This window comes from Nocardia yunnanensis, assembly GCF_003626895.1.
Classification (GTDB): Bacteria; Actinomycetota; Actinomycetes; order Mycobacteriales; family Mycobacteriaceae; genus Nocardia; species Nocardia yunnanensis.
In genome coordinates this window covers 2,566,400-2,585,969 of sequence record NZ_CP032568.1, presented here as the reverse complement: position 1 = coordinate 2,585,969, position 19,570 = coordinate 2,566,400, and the positions used below count along the sequence as shown (strand labels likewise).

The 19,570-nt window shown below is 69.2% G+C and carries 19 protein-coding genes; 2 read left to right on the top strand and 17 right to left on the bottom strand.

Annotated elements, in window-relative coordinates; translation table 11 throughout:
- Nucleotides 1–69: 69 nt before the first annotated feature.
- The 17 genes from metK to D7D52_RS11800 form a co-directional block, all read right to left on the bottom strand.
- The gene (metK, locus tag D7D52_RS11880) at nucleotides 70–1,284 is read right to left on the bottom strand and encodes a methionine adenosyltransferase (protein WP_120736363.1); all 1,215 of its coding nucleotides are present in this window, start codon (nucleotides 1,282–1,284) and stop codon (nucleotides 70–72) included.
- 198 nt (nucleotides 1,285–1,482) lie between these two features.
- Nucleotides 1,483–2,703 carry a bifunctional phosphopantothenoylcysteine decarboxylase/phosphopantothenate--cysteine ligase CoaBC gene (gene coaBC, locus D7D52_RS11875; RefSeq protein ID WP_120736362.1) on the bottom strand — a complete coding sequence of 407 codons (1,221 nt, stop codon included), beginning with the start codon at nucleotides 2,701–2,703 and terminating at the stop codon, nucleotides 1,483–1,485.
- A gap of 7 nt (nucleotides 2,704–2,710) precedes the next feature.
- Complete coding sequence (rpoZ, locus tag D7D52_RS11870) at nucleotides 2,711–2,989, bottom strand: DNA-directed RNA polymerase subunit omega (protein ID WP_033086942.1); 279 nt, start codon at nucleotides 2,987–2,989, stop codon at nucleotides 2,711–2,713.
- A gap of 96 nt (nucleotides 2,990–3,085) precedes the next feature.
- Nucleotides 3,086–3,670, bottom strand: coding sequence for a guanylate kinase (gmk, locus tag D7D52_RS11865; protein WP_120736361.1), 585 nt, complete (start codon nucleotides 3,668–3,670; stop codon nucleotides 3,086–3,088).
- 7 nt (nucleotides 3,671–3,677) lie between these two features.
- The gene (gene mihF / locus D7D52_RS11860; RefSeq protein WP_033086940.1) at nucleotides 3,678–4,001 is read right to left on the bottom strand and encodes an integration host factor, actinobacterial type; all 324 of its coding nucleotides are present in this window, start codon (nucleotides 3,999–4,001) and stop codon (nucleotides 3,678–3,680) included.
- Between the two features lie 589 nt (nucleotides 4,002–4,590).
- On the bottom strand, nucleotides 4,591–5,019 hold the full coding sequence (locus tag D7D52_RS11855; RefSeq protein ID WP_120736360.1) for a VOC family protein: 429 nt from the start codon (nucleotides 5,017–5,019) through the stop codon (nucleotides 4,591–4,593).
- An 87-nt stretch (nucleotides 5,020–5,106) separates the two neighbouring features.
- Nucleotides 5,107–5,955 (bottom strand): patatin-like phospholipase family protein, encoded by an 849-nt coding sequence (locus D7D52_RS11850; RefSeq protein ID WP_120736359.1) that lies wholly within the window; start codon nucleotides 5,953–5,955, stop codon nucleotides 5,107–5,109.
- A 50-nt stretch (nucleotides 5,956–6,005) separates the two neighbouring features.
- Nucleotides 6,006–6,851, bottom strand: coding sequence for an orotidine-5'-phosphate decarboxylase (pyrF, locus tag D7D52_RS11845; protein WP_120736358.1), 846 nt, complete (start codon nucleotides 6,849–6,851; stop codon nucleotides 6,006–6,008).
- Nucleotides 6,848–10,153, bottom strand: coding sequence for a carbamoyl-phosphate synthase large subunit (gene carB, locus D7D52_RS11840; protein ID WP_120736357.1), 3,306 nt, complete (start codon nucleotides 10,151–10,153; stop codon nucleotides 6,848–6,850). The genes pyrF and carB overlap by 4 nt, the downstream gene beginning before the upstream one ends.
- The gene (gene carA, locus D7D52_RS11835; RefSeq protein ID WP_120736356.1) at nucleotides 10,153–11,271 is read right to left on the bottom strand and encodes a glutamine-hydrolyzing carbamoyl-phosphate synthase small subunit; all 1,119 of its coding nucleotides are present in this window, start codon (nucleotides 11,269–11,271) and stop codon (nucleotides 10,153–10,155) included. The genes carB and carA overlap by 1 nt, the downstream gene beginning before the upstream one ends.
- Nucleotides 11,268–11,768: a PH-like domain-containing protein gene (locus tag D7D52_RS11830; protein ID WP_120736355.1), complete on the bottom strand. Its 501-nt coding sequence runs from the start codon at nucleotides 11,766–11,768 to the stop codon at nucleotides 11,268–11,270. The genes carA and D7D52_RS11830 overlap by 4 nt, the downstream gene beginning before the upstream one ends.
- A gap of 24 nt (nucleotides 11,769–11,792) precedes the next feature.
- Nucleotides 11,793–13,085: a dihydroorotase gene (locus D7D52_RS11825; protein WP_120736354.1), complete on the bottom strand. Its 1,293-nt coding sequence runs from the start codon at nucleotides 13,083–13,085 to the stop codon at nucleotides 11,793–11,795.
- A gap of 70 nt (nucleotides 13,086–13,155) precedes the next feature.
- A complete protein-coding gene (locus D7D52_RS11820; protein ID WP_120736353.1) occupies nucleotides 13,156–14,121 on the bottom strand; it encodes an aspartate carbamoyltransferase catalytic subunit in 966 nt (321 codons plus the stop codon).
- On the bottom strand, nucleotides 14,118–14,756 hold the full coding sequence (gene pyrR / locus D7D52_RS11815; protein ID WP_120736352.1) for a bifunctional pyr operon transcriptional regulator/uracil phosphoribosyltransferase PyrR: 639 nt from the start codon (nucleotides 14,754–14,756) through the stop codon (nucleotides 14,118–14,120). Before pyrR ends, D7D52_RS11820 begins: the two co-directional genes overlap by 4 nt.
- A gap of 228 nt (nucleotides 14,757–14,984) precedes the next feature.
- Nucleotides 14,985–15,401 carry a nuclear transport factor 2 family protein gene (locus D7D52_RS11810; RefSeq protein ID WP_222932814.1) on the bottom strand — a complete coding sequence of 139 codons (417 nt, stop codon included), beginning with the start codon at nucleotides 15,399–15,401 and terminating at the stop codon, nucleotides 14,985–14,987.
- A 130-nt stretch (nucleotides 15,402–15,531) separates the two neighbouring features.
- The gene (locus tag D7D52_RS11805; RefSeq protein ID WP_120736351.1) at nucleotides 15,532–15,762 is read right to left on the bottom strand and encodes a hypothetical protein; all 231 of its coding nucleotides are present in this window, start codon (nucleotides 15,760–15,762) and stop codon (nucleotides 15,532–15,534) included.
- A 77-nt stretch (nucleotides 15,763–15,839) separates the two neighbouring features.
- A complete protein-coding gene (locus D7D52_RS11800; RefSeq protein ID WP_222932813.1) occupies nucleotides 15,840–17,033 on the bottom strand; it encodes an ROK family transcriptional regulator in 1,194 nt (397 codons plus the stop codon).
- Nucleotides 17,034–17,160: 127 nt separating this feature from the next.
- Between D7D52_RS11800 and D7D52_RS11795 the strand changes: the two genes are divergently transcribed.
- Nucleotides 17,161–18,612: an APC family permease gene (locus tag D7D52_RS11795; protein WP_120736349.1), complete on the top strand. Its 1,452-nt coding sequence runs from the start codon at nucleotides 17,161–17,163 to the stop codon at nucleotides 18,610–18,612.
- Nucleotides 18,613–18,679: 67 nt separating this feature from the next.
- Nucleotides 18,680–19,570 carry an alpha/beta fold hydrolase gene (locus tag D7D52_RS11790; RefSeq protein ID WP_120736348.1) on the top strand — a complete coding sequence of 297 codons (891 nt, stop codon included), beginning with the start codon at nucleotides 18,680–18,682 and terminating at the stop codon, nucleotides 19,568–19,570.

The window sequence follows — 19,570 nt, the reverse complement described above, 5'->3', positions numbered from 1 at the left end:
GGGAGCGTCGGGCTCGGAAGGGTTATCCGTGCCCGACGCTCCCGCCGGAATGTGTTGGGTGCCGGTCAATTACAGCCCGGCGGCCGCGCGCAACTTCTCCGCGCGGTCGGTGCGCTCCCAGGGCAGATCGACGTCCGTGCGGCCGAAGTGGCCGTAGGCGGCGGTCGGCGCGTAGATCGGGCGCAGCAGGTCCAGATCGCGAATGATCGCGCCGGGACGCAGGTCGAAGACCTCACCGATGGCGTCGGAGATCTTGAGCGGATCGATCAGCTCGGTGCCGAAGGTCTCCACGAACAGACCCACGGGCGCGGCCTTGCCGATGGCGTAGGCGACCTGCACCTCGACGCGCTCGGCCAGGCCGGCGGCGACGACGTTCTTGGCGACCCAGCGCATGGCGTAGGCGGCCGAGCGGTCGACCTTCGAGGGATCCTTGCCGGAGAAGGCGCCGCCGCCGTGGCGGGCCATGCCGCCGTAGGTGTCGACGATGATCTTGCGACCGGTCAGGCCGGCGTCACCCATCGGGCCACCGAGCACGAACTTGCCGGTCGGGTTGACCAGCAGCCGCACGTTCGAGGTGTCGAGCGGGTTGGGCAGCTCCAGCTCGGCGAGCACCGAGTCGACGACCTTCTCCCGGATGTCCGGGGTCAGCAGGTTGTCGAGGTCGATATCGGCCGCGTGCTGGGTCGAGATGACCACGGTGTCGAGGCGCTTGGGGATCGAGCCGTCGTATTCGATGGTGACCTGGGTCTTGCCGTCGGGCCGCAGGTACGGCAGCACACCGGACTTGCGGACCTCGGTCAGCCGCCGAGACAGCTTGTGCGCCAGCGAGATCGGCAGCGGCATCAGCTCGGGGGTCTCGATGGTGGCGTAGCCGAACATCAGACCCTGATCGCCCGCGCCCTGCCGCGCGATGTCGTCGTCCTCGCCGCCGACGCGCGCCTCGTGCGAGGTGTCCACGCCCTGAGCGATATCCGGCGACTGCGCGCCGATGGCGACGTTCACGCCACAGGAGGCGCCGTCGAAACCCTTTGCCGACGAGTCGTATCCGATCTCGAGGACCTTCTCGCGGACGATGGTCGGGATGTCGGCGTAGGCCGTGGTGGTGACCTCACCCGCGACGTGCACCTGACCGGTGGTCACCAGGGTCTCCACCGCGACCCGGCTGCGCGGATCGGCCGCGAGCAACGCGTCGAGGATGGAATCGCTGATGGCATCACAGATCTTGTCGGGGTGACCTTCGGTCACCGACTCACTGGTGAATAGGCGGCTGCCAGACGTGCGCACAGTTGTTCCCTCTCCCTCAACGGGTTTCTCGTAACGGGGTGCGACAGTAGCGTCTCCGCGTCATCGCACAACCCTTTGTCTCAGGTTATTCCAATATGTTCGTCGCAGGGGCGGGGTGCCGCCATGACGAACACATTGTGACTCAGACAGTTGCGGGCAACTACCCGCGAACCGTCCGAACCCTGCGGTGCCGAGGCTTCAGCGGAGCAAGGGGCCGAGTGCGTCCAGCACCCGGCTGGCCAGTAGCGCCTTGGACCCGTGGTCCAAGGCGATCTCGGTGCCGTCGGCACCGAGCAACCAGCCGTCGTTGGTGTCGACCTCGAAGGCCTTGCCCTCCCCCACGGCGTTCACGACCAACAGGTCGCAGCCTTTGCGGGCGAGTTTGGCCCGGGCGTGGGTGAGCACGTCCGCGTGCTCGTCCCCGGTCTCGGCGGCGAAGCCGACGATCGCGGTGCCCGGTAGCTGCCCGTCGCGACGGGCGTTCACCAACCCGGCCAGGATATCCGGTGTCTTGGCGAGTACGATCGAATCCGGTTCTCCCGCACCCTTTTTGATTTTAGCCGCCGCCACGTTGGTGGGGCGGAAGTCGGCGACCGCCGCGGCCATGACGACCGCGTCCGCGCCCAGAGCGTGCTTGTCGACGGCCACCTTCAGCTGTTCGGCGGTGGTCACGTGCACCACCTCGACCGCGGCCGGCGCCTCGAGTCCGATGGTATTGCCCGCGATCAGCGTTACCTGCGCGCCACGCTGGGCGGCCAGGCGCGCGAGCGCGTAGCCCTGCTTGCCGGAGCTCCGATTGCCAAGGAAGCGAACGGGATCCAGCGGTTCGCGGGTGCCGCCGGCGGAGACGACGATGCGCCGGCCCTCGAGATCGCGCGGCAGTGCGTCGGCGCGCTCGAGCAGCAGCCGGGCCAGACCGAAGATCTCCTCTGGTTCGGGCAGCCGGCCCGGTCCGGTGTCGGTGCCGGTCAGGCGACCCGAGGCGGGTTCCAGCACCACGGCGCCGTGCGCGCGCAGCGTCGCCACGTTCGCGCGGGTGGCCGGGTGGTCCCACATCTCGGTGTGCATGGCCGGGGCGAACAGCACGGGACATCGCGCGGTCAACAGCGTCGCGGTGAGCAGATCGTCGGCGCGGCCCTGGGCGGCGCGCGCCATCAGGTCCGCGGTCGCGGGGGCGATGACGACCAGATCGGCCTCCTGCCCGAGGCGCACGTGCGGCACCTCCGGCACATCGGCGAACACGCCGGTATGCACGGGATGGCCCGACAGCGCCTCGAAGGTGGCCTTGCCGACGAAGTTCAGCGCCGACTCGGTGGGAATGACACGAACCTCGTGCCCGGTTTCGGTGAACCGGCGCACGAGGTTGCAGCTCTTGTAGGCGGCGATACCGCCGCCGACGCCGACGACGACTCGGGTCACCGCGGTTTTACTCGCCTTCGGAGTGCTCGAGCAGGTCGGCGTGGATCTCGCGCATGGCCACCGACAGCGGCTTCTCCTGCAGACCCGGCTCGACCAGCGGACCGACGTATTCGAGAATGCCGTCGCCGAGCTGGTTGTAGTAGTCGTTGATCTGCCGGGCGCGCTTGGCCGCGTAGATGACGAGCGCGTACTTGGACGAAGTCCGCTCCAGCAGTTCGTCGATCGGCGGGTTGGTGAGGCCGACCGGAGTGTCGTAGGCGGGAACGGTCTTGATGTCCGTACTCACTAGGAAGGCTCCTGCGGGGTTGTTCGGAAAGGGGGACGCCGACCCCTCTGCCTGTCTGATCGATCGAGACAGGAGGCGGGTCGGCCGTTTCGCGGTCTAGGACCCCGAATTTGTGCTAACGAACAACGATACCAACTGCTCGCAGGCGCTGGTCACGTGGTCGTTCACGATGACGATGTCGAACTCGTCACACGCGGCCAATTCGGTCCGCGCGGTCTGCAGCCGACGCTCGATGACCTCGGGCGATTCCGTCCCGCGGCTCGTGAGCCGGGACACCAGCTCGTCCCAGCTGGGCGGGGCCAGGAAGACCAACTTCGCTTCCGGCATGGTCTTGCGGATCGAGCGCGCGCCCTCGAGATCGACCTCGATCAGGACGTGATGTCCGGAGACGAGCGCTTCCCGCACGGGTGCGGCCGGGGTGCCCGACCGCTGCAGTCCACCGTGGATATCGGCCCATTCGAGCAGCTCGCCCGCCTCGATCATGGCGTCGAACTTCTCGCGGGACACGAATCGGTAGTCCTGACCGTCGACCTCCCCGGGCCGCGGAGCCCGGGTGGTGGCCGACACACTGAATACCAATTCGGGCAGTCGTTCGCGCACGCAGCGCACGACGGTGGACTTGCCGACGGCCGAGGGGCCGACCAGAACTACCAGTCGACCCTTCCGAGTGTGTTCGACCACCCTCGGATTATTCGGCGCTGAAGTCGAACCGGGCCAGCAGCGCCTTACGCTGCCGGTCGCCCAGTCCGCGCAGGCGGCGGGTGGGAGCGATTTCCAGTTCGCTCATGATCTCGGCCGCCTTGACCTTGCCAACCTTCGGCAGGGCCTCGAGCAGAGCCGACACCTTCATCTTGCCGAGGACTTCGTCCTTCTCGGCGTCCGCAAGGACCGTCTTCAGATCGGTGCCACCACGCTTCAAGCGCTCCTTGAGCTCCGCCCGAGCGCGGCGAGCGGCAGCCGCCTTCTCCAAAGCAGCGGCGCGCTGCTCGTCAGTCAGCTGGGGAAGGGCCACGGTTCCTCCGTCTCATCGTTCATTGCTTGATCTACCTCCGGTAACCCGGTGGTCTCAGCGACCGTACCCACGACGCTTGCCGATTGCGAACCCACCCCCCAGGTCAGCGCGTGATTCGGGGCGCGACCGGGCCGGATGGGCGGCGGCGCGGGCCGCCCGGGACCGGCCGCGGGCCGCCACGCGCGACGGTCACGAATATCCTTGCAGCCAGGGCTTTTTCGCGGACTTGACACGGTGGTGCGGGGGTCGGACTGGCCCCGGATGAAACCGTGACCGAGCTGTAATCTCGCGACCTGGATTTTTCTTAGATTTCTCGGCGTGTCGTTCGATTCGGTACCGCGTGTCGCGTATCACCGGGGGCGGCCGAGGCGGTTGCGAAACACACAAATCCGGCACCGCTCCCGCGCAGGTGGGAGCGGGTGCGCACGCCCGGAACACCGCCAGGACGGGCTGTTTCGCCCCCTCACGGGCACGCTGATGGGCGAAACCGGGCGCGCGCGACCCCTTTTCCGGTCCGCGGACCGGCGGCTCCGAGACGGGCGATCAGGACAAGCGTTCGAGCCGTTCGCCGTGAGCGAACACACGCGGATCAGTCGTCGTACTGGCAGAACTCGATCAAGGTGCCTTCGGGCGCGCGCAGATGCGCCACCCGCATGCCCCAGGCGGGCTGGTCGACCGGCTCGGCGACGATCCGCGCCCCGCGGTCACGCGCGACCGCGACCGCCTTGTCGACATCGGCCACGCGCAGCACCACGACCACGCCGTCGATCCCGTCGCGCGGGCGATGCTCGGCCCCGATGGCGGCGTCCTGATAGGCGCGGGTGAACAGGGCGAGATCGCGGCCGTCGAGGCTGAAGCAGGCGTAGGGCCCGTCCTCGGATTCCGGTACGTCGCCGGGGGTTTCGTGCTTCAGCGGTAACCCGAGCAACTCGCGATAGAACCGATAGCTGGACGCGAAATCGTCCACCAGCACCCGCGTTTGGGCATACGAGACGAGGCCGAGGCCGGCGTCGGACATGAGAAATCCCACCTTTCTACCGAGCGGTCCGGCTCAGCGTAATGCCCGGTTCGCCTGCTCTGCCTCGCGATTCGTCGGCCGCCCGGGTCAGGCGCCGGGCCAGAAGTCCTTCAGGCTCGCGGCCGCTTCCGTGCCCTGGCGCAGACCGGCCTCGTGGGCGGGTACCAGCGCGATGGCGTTGAACAGGTCCAGGCCGAAGATCTCGATCGAGGCCGCGTCGGGGACGATGAATCGTGTTGCCGCGCCGCCGAGGTCGCGGTCGGTGGGGCTGTGCGGGAACAGGTGGGCCAGCGGTTCGATGATCAGCATGCGCTCGGCCCCGGCGGCCAGGTCGGCATTGATGGGCGAGCGCATGCCGCCGTCGATGTAGTGGTCGCCGTCGACCGGAATCGGCGGGAAGACACCGGGAACCGAGGTGCTGCACGCCAACGCCTCACGCAGGGTGGCCTTGCCGCCGGGCGTCCAGACCCGCAACTCGCCCGTGCCGACGCTGCACGCGGTGATGCGCAGATCCCGCTGCGGCCAGTCGACATCGCCGACGAACGCGCCGATGCGCGCGATATGGTCGGCGGGCGCGCCGACGTTCATCTCCAGCGCCCGCTGCCCGGCGCGACGCCGCGCCTCGTCCGGGCTGATTCCGGGGGTCGCCAGAATGGCCATGATCTCGCCGAAGGCGTTCGGGTCGAACGCGATCGGCGGGATCTCGGTATCCGGGTCGGGCCGGCGCAGCAGCAGGTTCAGGTCCACCCCGGCGGCGAGGGCCGCGCCCACCACCGCACCGGCCGAGGTGCCCACGATCCGCTCGGCCAGCGTCGGCTCGATACCCGCCTCCCGCAGCCCGATGACGACACCGGCCATCCAGCTCAGGCCGACCGCACCACCGCCTCCGAGCACGAGCGCGTGACGAATTCCGTTGGGCGGCACCGCGGCAGACATGCTGCCACTGTAGCCGCGATCACGGCGTCACCGGCCCGATCCGGGGTGAATCAGTCCTGCAGGAACGCGAATTCGGCGGCCAGTTCGGCGACCTTGTCCCGCAGCGCGGAAACGGTGGGGCCGGCCTGGAGCACCTCCCGGGAGACGTTGGGCAGCACCGCCGCAAGGTCGGCGGCGGGGACGAGTGCGCGGATGGAGTCCGCTCCCCCGCCCTGCGCGCCGACCCCCGGCATGAGGATCGGGCCGTTGAGCCGGCTCAGGTCCGGTGCCGAGTCCAGGGTGGCGCCGACGACCACGCCGACGGAACCGAATTCGGCGCCGGCATTGGCCGCGGCCGCGTCGTCGACCATGCGCTGGGCGATGGTGCGGCCGTCGGCGCCGGTGATGTTCTGCAACTCCACCGCCTCCGGGTTGGAGGTGGCGGCCAGCACGAACACGCCCCGGTCATTGGCCCGCGCCAGCTCCAGAGCCGGTGCGAGCGAACCGAATCCGAGGTAGGGCGAGACGGTGACCGCGTCGGTGCCGAGCGGGCCGGCACCGAGCCAGGCGTGGGCGTAGGCGTCCATGGTGGAGCCGATATCGCCGCGTTTGGCGTCGGCCAGCACCAGGGTGCCCGCCGACCGCAGCGCGGCGATCGTCTCCTCCAGCACCAGGATTCCGGCCGAACCGTAGGTCTCGAAGAACGCGACCTGCGGTTTGACCAGTGCCACCCGGCCGGCGAAGGCGCGCACGCAGGCGTCGGCGAACTTCGCCACGCCCGCGGCGTCCTCGCTCAGGCCCCAGGCCCGCAACAGCGGCGGATGCGGGTCGATGCCGACGCACAGCGGACCGTGCTCGCGCATCGACTCCCGCAGCCGCACACCGAAACTCGTCCGCGTGGCGGTGGAGTCGCTCATCCGCGCAGCACCGCGTGCAGCTCCTGCAGCGACCGCACGCCGATGCCGCCGCGAATGGTGGCCTCGATGCCCTGCACGGCCGCGGCCGCGCCCTGCACGGTGGTGATGCACGGGATGTTCGCGCCCACCGCGGCGGTGCGGATCTCGTAGCCGTCCACGCGCGGACCGTTGTTGCCGTAGGGGGTGTTGAACACGATGTCGACGTCGCCGTCCTTGATCATGTCCACGATGCTGGGCTGATCGGCCGCCTGGTCGGAGTGCTTGCGCACCTGATCGCAGGGAATGCCGTTGCGGCGCAGCATTTCCGCGGTGCCCTCGGTGGCGAGGATGCGGAAGCCCAGGTCGTGCAGGCGCTTGACCGGGAACACCATGGCCCGCTTGTCGCGGTTGGCGATGGACACGAACGCGGTGCCCTCGGTCGGCAGCGAACCGTAGGCCGCCGACTGCGATTTCGCGAACGCGGTGCCGAAATCGGCGTCGATGCCCATGACCTCACCGGTCGACTTCATCTCCGGCGACAGCAGCGAATCGATGCCGGAGCCGTCCGGGCGGCGGAAGCGGTGGAACGGCAGGACCGCTTCCTTCACCGCGACCGGGGCGTCGATCGGCGCGTACCCGCCGTCGCCCTCGGCCGGCAGCAGCCCTTCCTTGCGCAGCTCGGCGATGGTGGCGCCCAAGGCGATTCGCGCCGCGGCCTTGGCCAGCGGGACCGCGGTGGCCTTGGACACGAACGGCACCGTGCGGCTGGCGCGCGGGTTGGCCTCCAGGACGTAGAGCACATCGTCCTTGAGCGCGTACTGCACATTGAGCAGGCCCTTGACGCCGATGCCCTTGGCGAGCGCGGCGGTGGAACGGCGCACGGCCTCGATATCGCTGCGGCCCAGGGTGATCGGCGGCAGGGCGCACGCCGAGTCACCGGAGTGGATACCGGCCTCCTCGATGTGCTCCATGACGCCGCCCAGGTAGACCTCCTCGCCGTCGCACAGGGCGTCGACGTCGATCTCGATGGCGTCCTCGAGGAACCGGTCGACCAGTACCGGGTGGTCCGGGGTGATCTCGGTGGCGCGGGAGATGTAGTCCTCGAGCGAGGTCTCGTCGTAGACGATCTCCATGCCGCGCCCGCCCAGCACGTAGGACGGGCGCACCAGCACCGGGTAGCCGATCTCGTTGGCGATCTTCTTGGCCTGCGGGAACGTGGTGGCCGTGCCGTACTTCGGGGCGGGCAGACCCGCCGCCACCAGCACATCGCCGAACTCGCCGCGATCCTCGGCCAGGTCGATGGCCGCCGCGGAGGTGCCGACCACGGGCACGCCCGCATCCGTCAGCCGCTGCGCCAGGCCCAGCGGAGTCTGGCCACCGAGCTGGCAGATGACGCCCGCGACGGTGCCCGACTCGGTTTCGGCGTGGTACACCTCGAGGACGTCCTCGAAGGTGAGCGGCTCGAAGTAGAGGCGATCGGCGGTGTCGTAGTCGGTCGACACCGTCTCCGGGTTGCAGTTGACCATGATGGTCTCGAACCCGGCGGCCGAAAGCGTCTGCGCCGCATGCACACACGAGTAGTCGAACTCGATGCCCTGGCCGATGCGGTTGGGGCCCGAACCCAGAATGATGACCTTGTCCCGCTCGAGCTGCGGCGCCACTTCGGATTCCGCGGCGGGATCCAGCTCGTAGGCCGAGTAATGGTACGGGGTCTTGGCCTCGAACTCGGCAGCACAGGTGTCGACGGTCTTGAACACCGGGCGGATGCCGAGGCGGTGCCGCAGCTCGCGCACACCGGCCTCGCCCGCGAGTTCCGGTCGCAGCGAAGCGATCTGGCGATCCGACAGGCCGTAGTGCTTGGCGGTGCGCAGCAGCGGCTCGTCGAGTACCGGCGCGGACATGATGTCGGCGCGCAGGTCGACCAGCGCGGCGATCTCGGCCACGAACCACGGGTCGATGCCGGAGGCGGCGGCGGTGTCCTCGATGCTCGCGCCCAGTCGCAGCGCGCGCTCCACCTGGTAGATGCGGCCCTCGGTCGGCACCTTCAGGTCTTCGAGAATGGCCTGCACGTCGGTCCATTCTCCGTCGGGCTGGGTCCAGAAGCCGGTGGCCTTGGTCTCGAGCGAGCGCAGCACCTTGCCCAGCGCCTCGGAGAAGTTGCGGCCCATGGACATCGCCTCGCCGACCGACTTCATGGTGGTGGTCAGCGTCGGGTCGGCGCCCGGGAACTTCTCGAACGCGAAGCGCGGCGCCTTGACCACGACGTAGTCCAGCGTCGGCTCGAAGCAGGCCGGGGTCTCGCCGGTGATGTCGTTGAGGATCTCGTCGAGGGTGTAGCCGATGGCCAGCTTGGCGGCGATCTTGGCGATCGGGAAACCGGTCGCCTTGGAGGCCAGGGCCGACGAGCGCGACACGCGCGGGTTCATCTCGATGACGATCAGGCGGCCGTCCTTGGGATCGACCGCGAACTGGATGTTGCAGCCGCCGGTGTCGACGCCGACCTCGCGCAGGATGGCGATGCCCAGATCGCGCATCTTCTGGTATTCGCGGTCGGTGAGGGTCATGGCCGGCGCGACCGTCATGGAGTCGCCGGTGTGCACGCCCATCGGGTCGACGTTCTCGATCGAGCAGACGATGACGACATTGTCCTTGCCGTCGCGCATGAGCTCGAGCTCGAATTCCTTCCAGCCCAGGATGGATTCCTCGATGAGCACGTTCGCGGTCGGCGAGGCGGCCAGGCCGCCGCCGGCGATGCGATCGAGATCCTCGTGGTTGTAGGCCATGCCCGAACCCAGGCCGCCCATGGTGAACGAGGGCCGCACGACCACCGGGAAGCCCAGTTCCGCAACGGTTTCGCGGACCTCGGCCATGGTGAAGCAGACCTTGGAGCGCGCCGACTCGCCGCCGACCTTGGCGACGATGTCCTTGAACTTCTGGCGGTCCTCACCGCGCTGGATGGCCTCGAAGTCCGCGCCGATCAGCTCGACGTTGTACTTCTCGAGGATGCCGTGCTCGTGCAGGGCGACAGCGCAATTGAGCGCGGTCTGCCCGCCCAGGGTGGCGAGGATGGCGTCGGGGCGCTCCTTGGCGATGACCTTCTCGACGAACTCCCAGGTGATCGGTTCGACATAGGTCGAGTCCGCGAACTCCGGGTCGGTCATGATGGTCGCCGGGTTGGAGTTCACCAGCGACACGCGCAGGCCCTCGGACTTCAGGACGCGACACGCCTGGGTTCCGGAGTAGTCGAACTCGCAGGCCTGGCCGATGACGATCGGGCCCGAGCCGATCACCAGGATGTGGTCGAGGTCGGTACGGCGTGGCATCAGGCACCTTCCATCAGCGTGGCGAAACGATCGAAGAGGTAGGCGGCGTCGTGGGGACCGGCCGCGGCCTCGGGGTGGTACTGCACGGAGAAGGCGCGGCCGCTCACCAGCTGCACGCCCTCGACGACTCCGTCGTTGGCGCACACGTGGCTGACCTCGGCCTTGCCGAACGGGGTGTCGAACACCTCGCCGCGCTCGCCTTCCAGGGCGAAGCCGTGGTTCTGCGCGGTGATCGAGATGCGACCCGAATGATGTTCCACCACCGGCACATTGATGCCGCGGTGGCCGAACTTCATCTTGTAGGTGTCGCGCCCGAAGGCGCGGCCCAGGATCTGGTTGCCGAAGCAGATGCCGAACAGCGGGATGTCCTCGCCCAGCACCTGCTGGGTCAGGGCCACCATGGCGTCCTGGGTGGCCGGGTCGCCGGGACCGTTGGACAGGAACACGCCGTTGGGGTTCAGCTCCTTGATCTGGTCGAAGGTCACGTTGGACGGGACCACGTGCACCCGCATGCCGCGCTGGGCGAACATGCGCGGGGTGTTGGACTTGATGCCCAGATCCACCGCGACCACGGTGAAGCGGTGCTCACCGACCGGGTCGACGGTGTACATCGCATCGGTGGAGACCTCGGCGGCGAGGTCCGCGCCCAGCATGGACTGCTGGCCGTTGACCTTGTCGAGCATGGCCTCGTAGTCGGTGAGCGAGGCGCCGGAAAAGATGCCCGCCTTCATGGAGCCGCGAGTGCGCAAGTGCCGCACCAGGGCTCGGGTGTCGATGCCCGCGATGCCGACGACGTTCTGGTTCTCCAGTTCCGCCTGCAGGGTGCGGGTGGCGCGCCAGTTGGAGGCGCGGCGCGCGGGGTCGCGCACGGCGTAGCCGGCGACCCAGATCTTGCCGGACTCGTCGTCCTCGTCGTTCCAGCCGGTATTGCCGATCTGGGGCGCGGTGGCCACCACGATCTGGCGGTCGTAGCTGGGGTCGGTCAGGGTCTCCTGGTACCCGGTCATGGCGGTGCAGAACACCGCCTCGCCCAGGGTCTCCCCGACGGCGCCGAAGGTCGTCCCGCGGAACACGCGGCCGTCCTCGAGCACCATCACCGCAGTTTCACTGCTGCTCATGCCTCGTCTCCCGTCTTCGTAGCTGCTCCGGTCCATGCCGGGTACACCGCCTTGTCGTCACCGCGGAAACCGGTATCCACCTCGGTTCCCGTCGGCAGCGTCCAGCGAATCACCAGCACACCGTCCGCTGTCATCACTTTGCCCGCGTGCCCGCGCTCGGCGCGCACCGCGGTAATGGATTCCGAGGGAATCCAGATCGTCGACGCGCCATCCCGTTCCAGCAGGATGCCGCGTTCGAAACGCGTGAGTTCCGCCGTGGCGCGGAAACCCAGGTCGCCCACCGTAACTCGCTGAATCCAGCTGGGGGCCAGCGTGCTGCCGAGGTAGAGCCCCTTGGTGGGCTCCAGCAGCTGCGCGCCGCAGTCCTCGGGCACCGGCGGCAGTTCGCCGATCGCGCCCGCCTGCTTCTTGGCCCGTCCCGTCCATGCCCGGTACATCAGTCCCAGGCACAGCGCGAACAGCACCAGCAAACCCAGTACCTGCAGCGTGCGCTCCATACGGTCCTCCTCGGTTCCCGCCCGCTAACCGGCGACGATCTTGCCGTCCCGGGCGGTGGCCCGGCCGCGCAGGAAGGTGGCGGTCACCTTCGCGGGCAGGGTCATCGCCTGGTAGGGCGTGTTGCGGGCGATCGAGGCGAGGTCGTTCGCCTCCACCGTCCATTCGGCGGCCGGGTCGATCAGCACCACGTTCGCGGGTTCGCCGACCGCGAGCGGGCGGCCCTGATCGTCCAGGCCAACGATTCGTGCGGGGTTCTCGCTCATCACCTGGGCGACCCCGCGCCAGTCCAGCAGTCCCGTGTCGACCATGGTCGCCACGATGATCGACAGCGCCGTCTCCAGCCCCAGCATGCCGGGCCGGGCGGCCGCGAACTCGCAGCACTTGTCCTGGTCGGCGTGCGGGGCGTGATCGGTGGCGACGCAGTCGATGACGCCCTCGGCCAGCGCCTGACGCAGCGCGGTCACATCGGACGCCTCGCGCAGCGGCGGGTTCACCCGGTTGACCGCGTCGTAGGTCTCGAGCCGCGAGTCGTCCAGCAGCAGATGATGCGGCGTGACCTCGGCGGTGACCGAAATCCCTTGCGCCTTGGCCCATTTCAGCAGTTCGACGGTGCCGGCGGTGGAGGCGTGGCAGATGTGCACGCGCGCACCGGCATCCCGCGCCAGCAGCGCGTCGCGCGCCACGATGGACTCCTCGGCGGCCCGCGGCCAGCCGGCCAGGCCCAGCCGCGCGGCGGTCGGGCCCTCGTGTGCGACAGCGCCCTTGGTCAGCCGCGGCTCCTCCGCGTGCTGGGCGATGAGCACGCCCAGCGAGTTCGCGTACTCGAGGGCGCGACGCATGATCAGCGGGTCGTAGACGCACATGCCGTCGTCGGAGAACATGCGCACCGCGCCGAGACCGGCGGCCATGGTGCCCATTTCGGCGAGCTGCTTGCCTTCCAGGCCGACGGTGACCGCGCCGACCGGGTACACGTCGACCAGGCCGACCTCCTGGCCGCGCTTCCACACGTGGTCGGTGATGACCGCGTTGTCGGCGACCGGGCTGGTGTTGGCCATCGCGAACACGGCCGTGTAGCCGCCCAGAGCCGCTGCGGCGGAACCGGTTTCGATGGTCTCGGTGTCCTCACGCCCCGGCTCTCGCAGGTGCGTGTGCAGGTCGATGAAGCCCGGCAGCAGGAACTGCCCGGTGCCGTCCGCGATTTCGGCGCCGTCGACGCTCAGCCCCGCACCGATCTCGCGGATCTCCCCGTCGGCCAGCAGCACGTCGACCGGGTCGCCCTCGCCGTACAGACGGACGTTCGTGATCAGGATGCTCATGCTGTCTCCTTTCCGCGTGTTCGGGGCCCCTCCGTGGTTACGCAGGCTGCCGCCTCCGGGGCTGACCCGATCACGCGACCACCTCGTCGGTTCCGACCAGCAGGCGGAACAGCACCGCCATACGCATATGGACTCCGTTGTTGACCTGTTGCAGCACGGCCGCCTGCGGAGAATCCGCGACCGTGTAGCCGATCTCCATGCCGCGCAGCATGGGACCGGGATGCAGGACCACCGCGCGCTCGTCGAGCATCTTCAGGCGACGCTCGTTGAGGCCGTAGCGGATCGAGTACTCGCGCGCCGACGGGAAGAAGCCGCCGTTCATGCGCTCGGCCTGCACCCGCAGCATCATGACCGCGTCCGCGCCCGGCAGTTCGGCGTCCAGCGAATCGGAGATCCGCACCGGCCACGCTTCGACTCCCACCGGCAGCAGGGTGCGCGGCGCGACCAGCACCACCTCCGCACCGAGAGTGCTGAGCAGGAAGGCATTCGAGCGCGCCACCCGGCTGTGCAGGATGTCGCCGACCAGCACGACCCGCTTACCGTCCAGGTCACCGAGGCGCTGACGCAGGGTCAGCGCGTCCAGCAGCGCCTGAGTAGGGTGCTCATGCATGCCGTCGCCGGCATTGATGATCGCGGGCCCGGGGCCGGCGTAACCGCTTGCGGCCTCGTCCATTTCGGCGAACCAGCGCGCGATCTGATGCGCCGCGCCGGAGGCCGGATGCCGCACGATGAGCGCGTCGGCGCCGGCCGCGTGCAGGGTCAGCGCGGTGTCACGCAGCGACTCGCCCTTGGAGACGGAGGAACTCGACGCGCTGACATTGATGACGTCGGCGCTCATCCACTTGCCCGCCACCTCGAACGAGACCCGGGTGCGGGTGGAGTTCTCGAAGAACACCGTCATGACGGTGCGCCCGCGCAGCGTCGGCAGCTTCTTGACCTCGCGGCCCAGCAGCGCCTGCTCGAACCGCTGCGCCTCGTCCAGCAGTCCGGTGGCCGCGTCCCGATCCAGGTCGGTGACCGACAGCAGGTGCTTCACTCGTTGCCGCCTTCCTGACGCAGGTACACACCGTCGCGGCCGTCGTGCTCGCGCAGCAGCACCGAGATGTCCTCGGTGCGCGCGGTGGGGACGTTCTTGCCGACATAGTCGGCGCGGATGGGCAGTTCGCGATGGCCGCGGTCGATGAGCACCGCCAGCTGCACCGCGCGCGGGCGGCCCAGATCGCGCAGCCCGTCCAGCGCGGAACGCACGGTGCGGCCGGAGAACAGCACATCGTCGACCAGCACCACCAGCGCGTCCTCGATCCCACCCTCGGGCACCGAGGTGCGCTCGAGCGGACGATGCGGCTTGGAGCGCAGATCGTCGCGGTAGAGGGTGATGTCCAGAGAACCGATCGCGGGGCGGACGCCGGAGAATTCCTCGATCCGGCCCGCCAGGCGATGGGCGAGAGTGGTTCCGCGGGTGGGAATCCCGATCAGCACCACGCGAGCAACAGTGGGGTCGCCGGAGTCCAGAGCCGTCTTCTCGATGATCTGGTGCGCCATGCGCGCGATGGTCCGGCCGACATCCGAATCGGAAAGCAACTCGCGTCCGGCCTGCACCCGCTGCGGGTCGTGCCGCTGCGAGAACTCACCAGCGCCCGACTTGGCCGCCCGGTCTTCGGGCACAGCCATGCCGACCTCCTTCCCCGCCTCACGGGACGGTCCGTTAAAGGATGTCTTTCGAGCGGTCACCCTACCAGCGGCCGCGCGGCCCGCGACGCGGCACCCCCCTGCACGATCCGTCCCCGCACACCCGACGCGACCTGCCGGAATCTCTCGCACCCCGGCTCACCGGCAAGTCCGCAGCAATACCGGTGCTCGGGCGCTGTGGCAGGCTTCACGCCGCCGGGGCCGGAGGCCTCACTCGTCGGCCGCCAAGGCGGCCAGGATGGCGGCGGTGTCGTGATAGTACGGCCGGAATTCGGTGATCAGCCCGTCCTCGAACTCGATCCACTGCAGCAGCGAGGTCGCCACCACTCGCCCGCTGCGCCGCGCCCGCAACCGGCCCCGGCTGTGGACCACGACCCGCTCCCCCTCGCACACGAATCGCTGTTCGTCGAACCACAGCCCGTCCCAGCTGACCGCCATGGCGGTGAGGAACTGCCGCATCCCGCAGTGCCCGTGCCACTGCCCGCCGTAGGGCAGGCTCTCCGCCTGGTGCATCACCACCGCCGGCGCCAGATACCGCGCCATCTCCTCGAATTCGCCGCCCTCGGTGAGGTAGGCGGCCTCCGCCGCGTAGAAGCCCGCCAGCGTGGCCATCGCATCCGTTGTCATGATCACGATCGTGACGGCCGTCGCCGTCCGGGTCTGGCGTAAATCCGCCATCGAGTTCGCCTGGCGGCGACCATGATTCGAGCGGTGCGCGCGGCCGCAGCCGACCGCGCGCACCGCTCGGGGGCGTACCTCAGGGCATGCAGCCGTTCTGCTGCAACTGGGCCGCCAGGGCGTCCGAGATCGTCACCGCGGTCCCGGGGGTGACGCCGTTGAGCGCGGAGACATCGATGTCGGCTCGTGCCGCGCAGCCCAGTAGCTCGGCGGTCACGGTGACGGTGTGATCGGCGTGCGCGACGCCGGCGCCGGCCGCGAGCACACCGGCCAGAATGGCGGCCGCGGCACCTGTCTTGGCGAATCGCATGAGATCGTCCTCCTTCGAATCGCAGATACATGGCATCGGGGGACTTTCCCGGTTAGCGGAGAATTAACCACTGTCTTTCATCCGGCTCCTTGAGCGCTCGGGGTGCGGCGGTCGAAGACCTGGGGGCGGGCGGTGCGCAGGGCGGTCGCTATCGCGCCGAGCAGCACCGCGTCGTCGCCGAGTTCGCTGGGACGGACGGTGGGACGCAGCGGGGTGGTGCGTCCCAGCGCGGCGCGGACCTGATCGAGCAGCAGGTCGGCGCTGCGGCCCAGCCCGCCGCCGACCACGATCACGTCCGGGTCCAGGACGGCGGTGACCGCGGCGACGACCAGGGCGATGCGCTCGCCCTCCTGGCGGACCACCTCGGCGGCGATCGGGTCGCCCGCGCGGGCGGCGTCGAAAACCCGCTTGGCGGTCAGCCGTCCGGTCATGCCGCGCTCGCGGGCCGCGCGGACGACGGCGTCGGCGGTGACCGCCTCCTCGAGCGCGCCCCGGCGCGAGGCCCCGGCCGCGGCGTCGCCGAACGCCGCCGGGAGGAATCCGACCTCACCGGCCGCGCCGTGCGCTCCGGCGAAAAGCTCACCGCGCGAGACGATTCCGACACCGAGACCGGTGCCGATGAGCACGTAGACGAACAGGCGGCTGCCGCGTCCGCCGCCGTGCGCGTACTCGCCGAGGGCCGCGAGATTCGCGTCGTTGTGGACGGCGAGGTCGGCGACGCCGAGGGCGTCGCGCAGTTCGTCGAGCAGGCCCGCGCGCCCCCAGCCGGGCAGGTTGACCGCGTAGTGCATGCGGCCGTCCTGCGGGTCGAACACGCCGGGACTGCCCAGGACGGTGTGCACGACGTCGGTGACGGAAACCGCTGCGGCGCCGAGGGTTTCGTGCACGGCCTCGGCCGCGGTGCGCGCCAGCGCGGTGGCGGTGCGGGCGCGATTGGGAACATCGGTGCGCGACAGCACCTTTCCCGACAGATCGGCGACCGCGGTACGCAGGAACGCGCGGCCGATGTCGAGTCCCAGCACGTAGCCCGCGGTCGGATCGGGTTCGTAGACGACGGCGGTGCGGCCGCGTTCGGGCGCGAGCGTGCCCACCTCGCGGACCAGGCCGTGCTGTCGCAGGGCGGCAAGGGCACTGGACACGGTGGGCTTGGACAGGCCGGTGTCGCGGGCCAGCTGGGCGCGCGAACTGGGTCCGGCGGTGCGCAACTGCTCGAGCAGCAGCCACTCGTTGTTGCTGCGCAAACGCTGCCGGTTCCAGGGGAGTTCGTCCATCGCACTCCGATCCTCATGTCTCATCGCGCCGACTGTAAACAATCGGCCCAACCCCTTGACGGCGATAGTAAAGGAATTTAACTTTACAAAACCCTTACGCCCTCCCGAACGCGACCCGGAGGCAGCCATGACCGGCCCCCGCACCCTGCCCCGAAGAATCGGCCTGTTCCAGGCCACCACCATCAATATGAGCCAGATGGTCGGGATCGGACCCTTCGTCACCATCCCGCTCATGGTCGCCGCCTTCGGCGGACCGCACGCCGTCCTCGGCTTCGTCGCCGGCGCCGTCCTGGCCCTGGCCGACGGCTTGATCTGGGCCGAGCTCGGCGCGGCCATGCCCGGTGCGGGCGGCACCTACGTGTACCTGCGCGAGGCGTTCCAGTATCGGACCGGGCGGCTCATGCCGTTCCTTTTCGTCTGGACCGCAATCCTTTTCATCCCGTTGATCATGTCCACGGGCGTGCAGGGGCTGGTGCAGTACCTGACCTATCTGTGGCCGTCGATGACCACCGGCCAGGGCGATATCGTCGGCCTGGCCGTCGTGGCGCTGGTGTTGCTGCTGCTGTGGCGGCGCATCGATTCCATCGGCCGCATCACCGTCGTGATGTGGGCGGTGATGATCGTGTCGGTGGCGGCGGTGATCCTGGCCGCGTTCACGCACTTTCATCCCAGCCTCGCCTTCACCTGGCCCGAGCATTCGGTGGACATCGGGCGCGGCGGGTTCTGGCTGGGCTTCGCCTCCGGTCTGACCATCGGCATCTACGACTATCTGGGCTACAACACCACCGCGTATCTCGGTGCGGAACTGAAGGATCCGGGTCGCGTGCTGCCTCGCTCGATCCTGTTCGCGGTGCTGGCGGTCATGGTGATCTATCTTGGCATGCAGATCGGGGTGCTGGGCGTCATCGACTGGCACGACATGCTGGATTCGTCCAATGTCGCCTCGCAATCGGTCGCGTCGGCGGTGCTGGAGAAGACCATGGGCAAGGGCGCGGCCGATGTGGTGACGGTCCTCATTCTGATCACCGCGTTCGCGTCGGTGTTCGCCGGGCTGCTGGGCGGTTCGCGCGTCCCGTTCGACGCCGCCCGCGACGGCGTGTTCTTCCGTTCCTTCGGCCGCCTGCACCCCCGCCATCAGTTCCCGATACTCGGCCTGATCGTGATGGGCGTGATCACCGCGGCCGGCTTCGTGCTGGCCCGCCACGTCGGCACGTCGGCCACGCATCCCCCACTGGCCGTGCTGATTTCACTGTTGACCACCGTGATGGTGATCGTGCAGGCCTTCGCGCAGATCGCCGCGATCGTGGTGTTGCGCCGTCGCCAGCCCGGCTTGGCGCGGCCCTACACGATGCTGCTGTATCCGCTGCCGGCGATTGTCGCCGCGCTCGGCTGGGCGGTCATCTACTGCTATGCCGACAAGGCCAATCCCGGTGTGCACCCGATCGAGTGGTCGCTGGCGTGGACGGCGCTGGGCGTGGTGGCCTTCCTGCTGTGGGCGCGCGTCGAGAAGACCTGGCCGTTCGGGCCCAAGCAGATCCGCGAGGAATTCCTCGATCCCGAACCCGCGCCGGCGAGTTGACCGGGCGCGATCCTGGCTACCGGCCAGTCTTCATACACCGTAAACCCTCGTGTGCGATGCTCGAGGGGTGAGCAACGACGCTGAATTCACCGAACCCGCGCGGGTGAGCTTCCGGGGCCAGGACGGCCTGACCATCGCCGGGGACAGCTGGGGACCCCAGGACGGGCCGCTGGTGGTGTTCCTGCACGGCGGCGGCCAGACCCGCGGATCCTGGAAGGATTCCGGGCTGGCGCTGGCCAAGGCCGGCATGCACGCCGTTCTGCTGGACGCGCGCGGGCACGGCGACAGCGACTGGGCCCCCGATGGCAACTATCGGCGCGAGGCCATGGTCGAGGACCTCATGGCGGTGCTGCGGGAACTCGACAAGCCCGCGTTCCTCGTCGGCGCGAGCATGGGCGGGCTGACCGGGCTGATGGCCACCACGCATCCCGAGCACGCCCGCATCACCGGGCTGGTGCTGGTGGACGTGGTGCCGCGCCCCGAACGCAAGGGCGTCGAACGCGTCATCAATTTCCTCAGCAGCAACCCCGAAGGTTTCGCCAGCCTCGAGGAAGCCGCCGACGCGGTGGCCGCCTACCTGCCGCACCGGCGTCGCCCGCGCAATCCCGAAGGCCTGCAACGCAATCTGCGGCAGCGCGCCGACGGCCGCTGGTATTGGCACTGGGATCCGGCCATGATGGGCGGCCCGCGCGACGGCCGCGGCGAGGAGATCGACGTGCACACCGAGGCGCTCGAGAACGCGGCCCGGCAACTGCGCACCCCGGTGCTGCTGGTGCGCGGCGCGCTGTCCGATGTGGTCAGCGAGGAGGGCGTGGCGGCGTTCCGGGCCCTCACCCCGCACGCCGAATACGTCGAGATCGGCACCGCCGCGCACACCGCCGCCAGTGACGCCAACGACGAATTCACCGACGCCGTGGTCGATTTCGTGCGCGCGCACCTCGACGTCCCGCACCGCTGA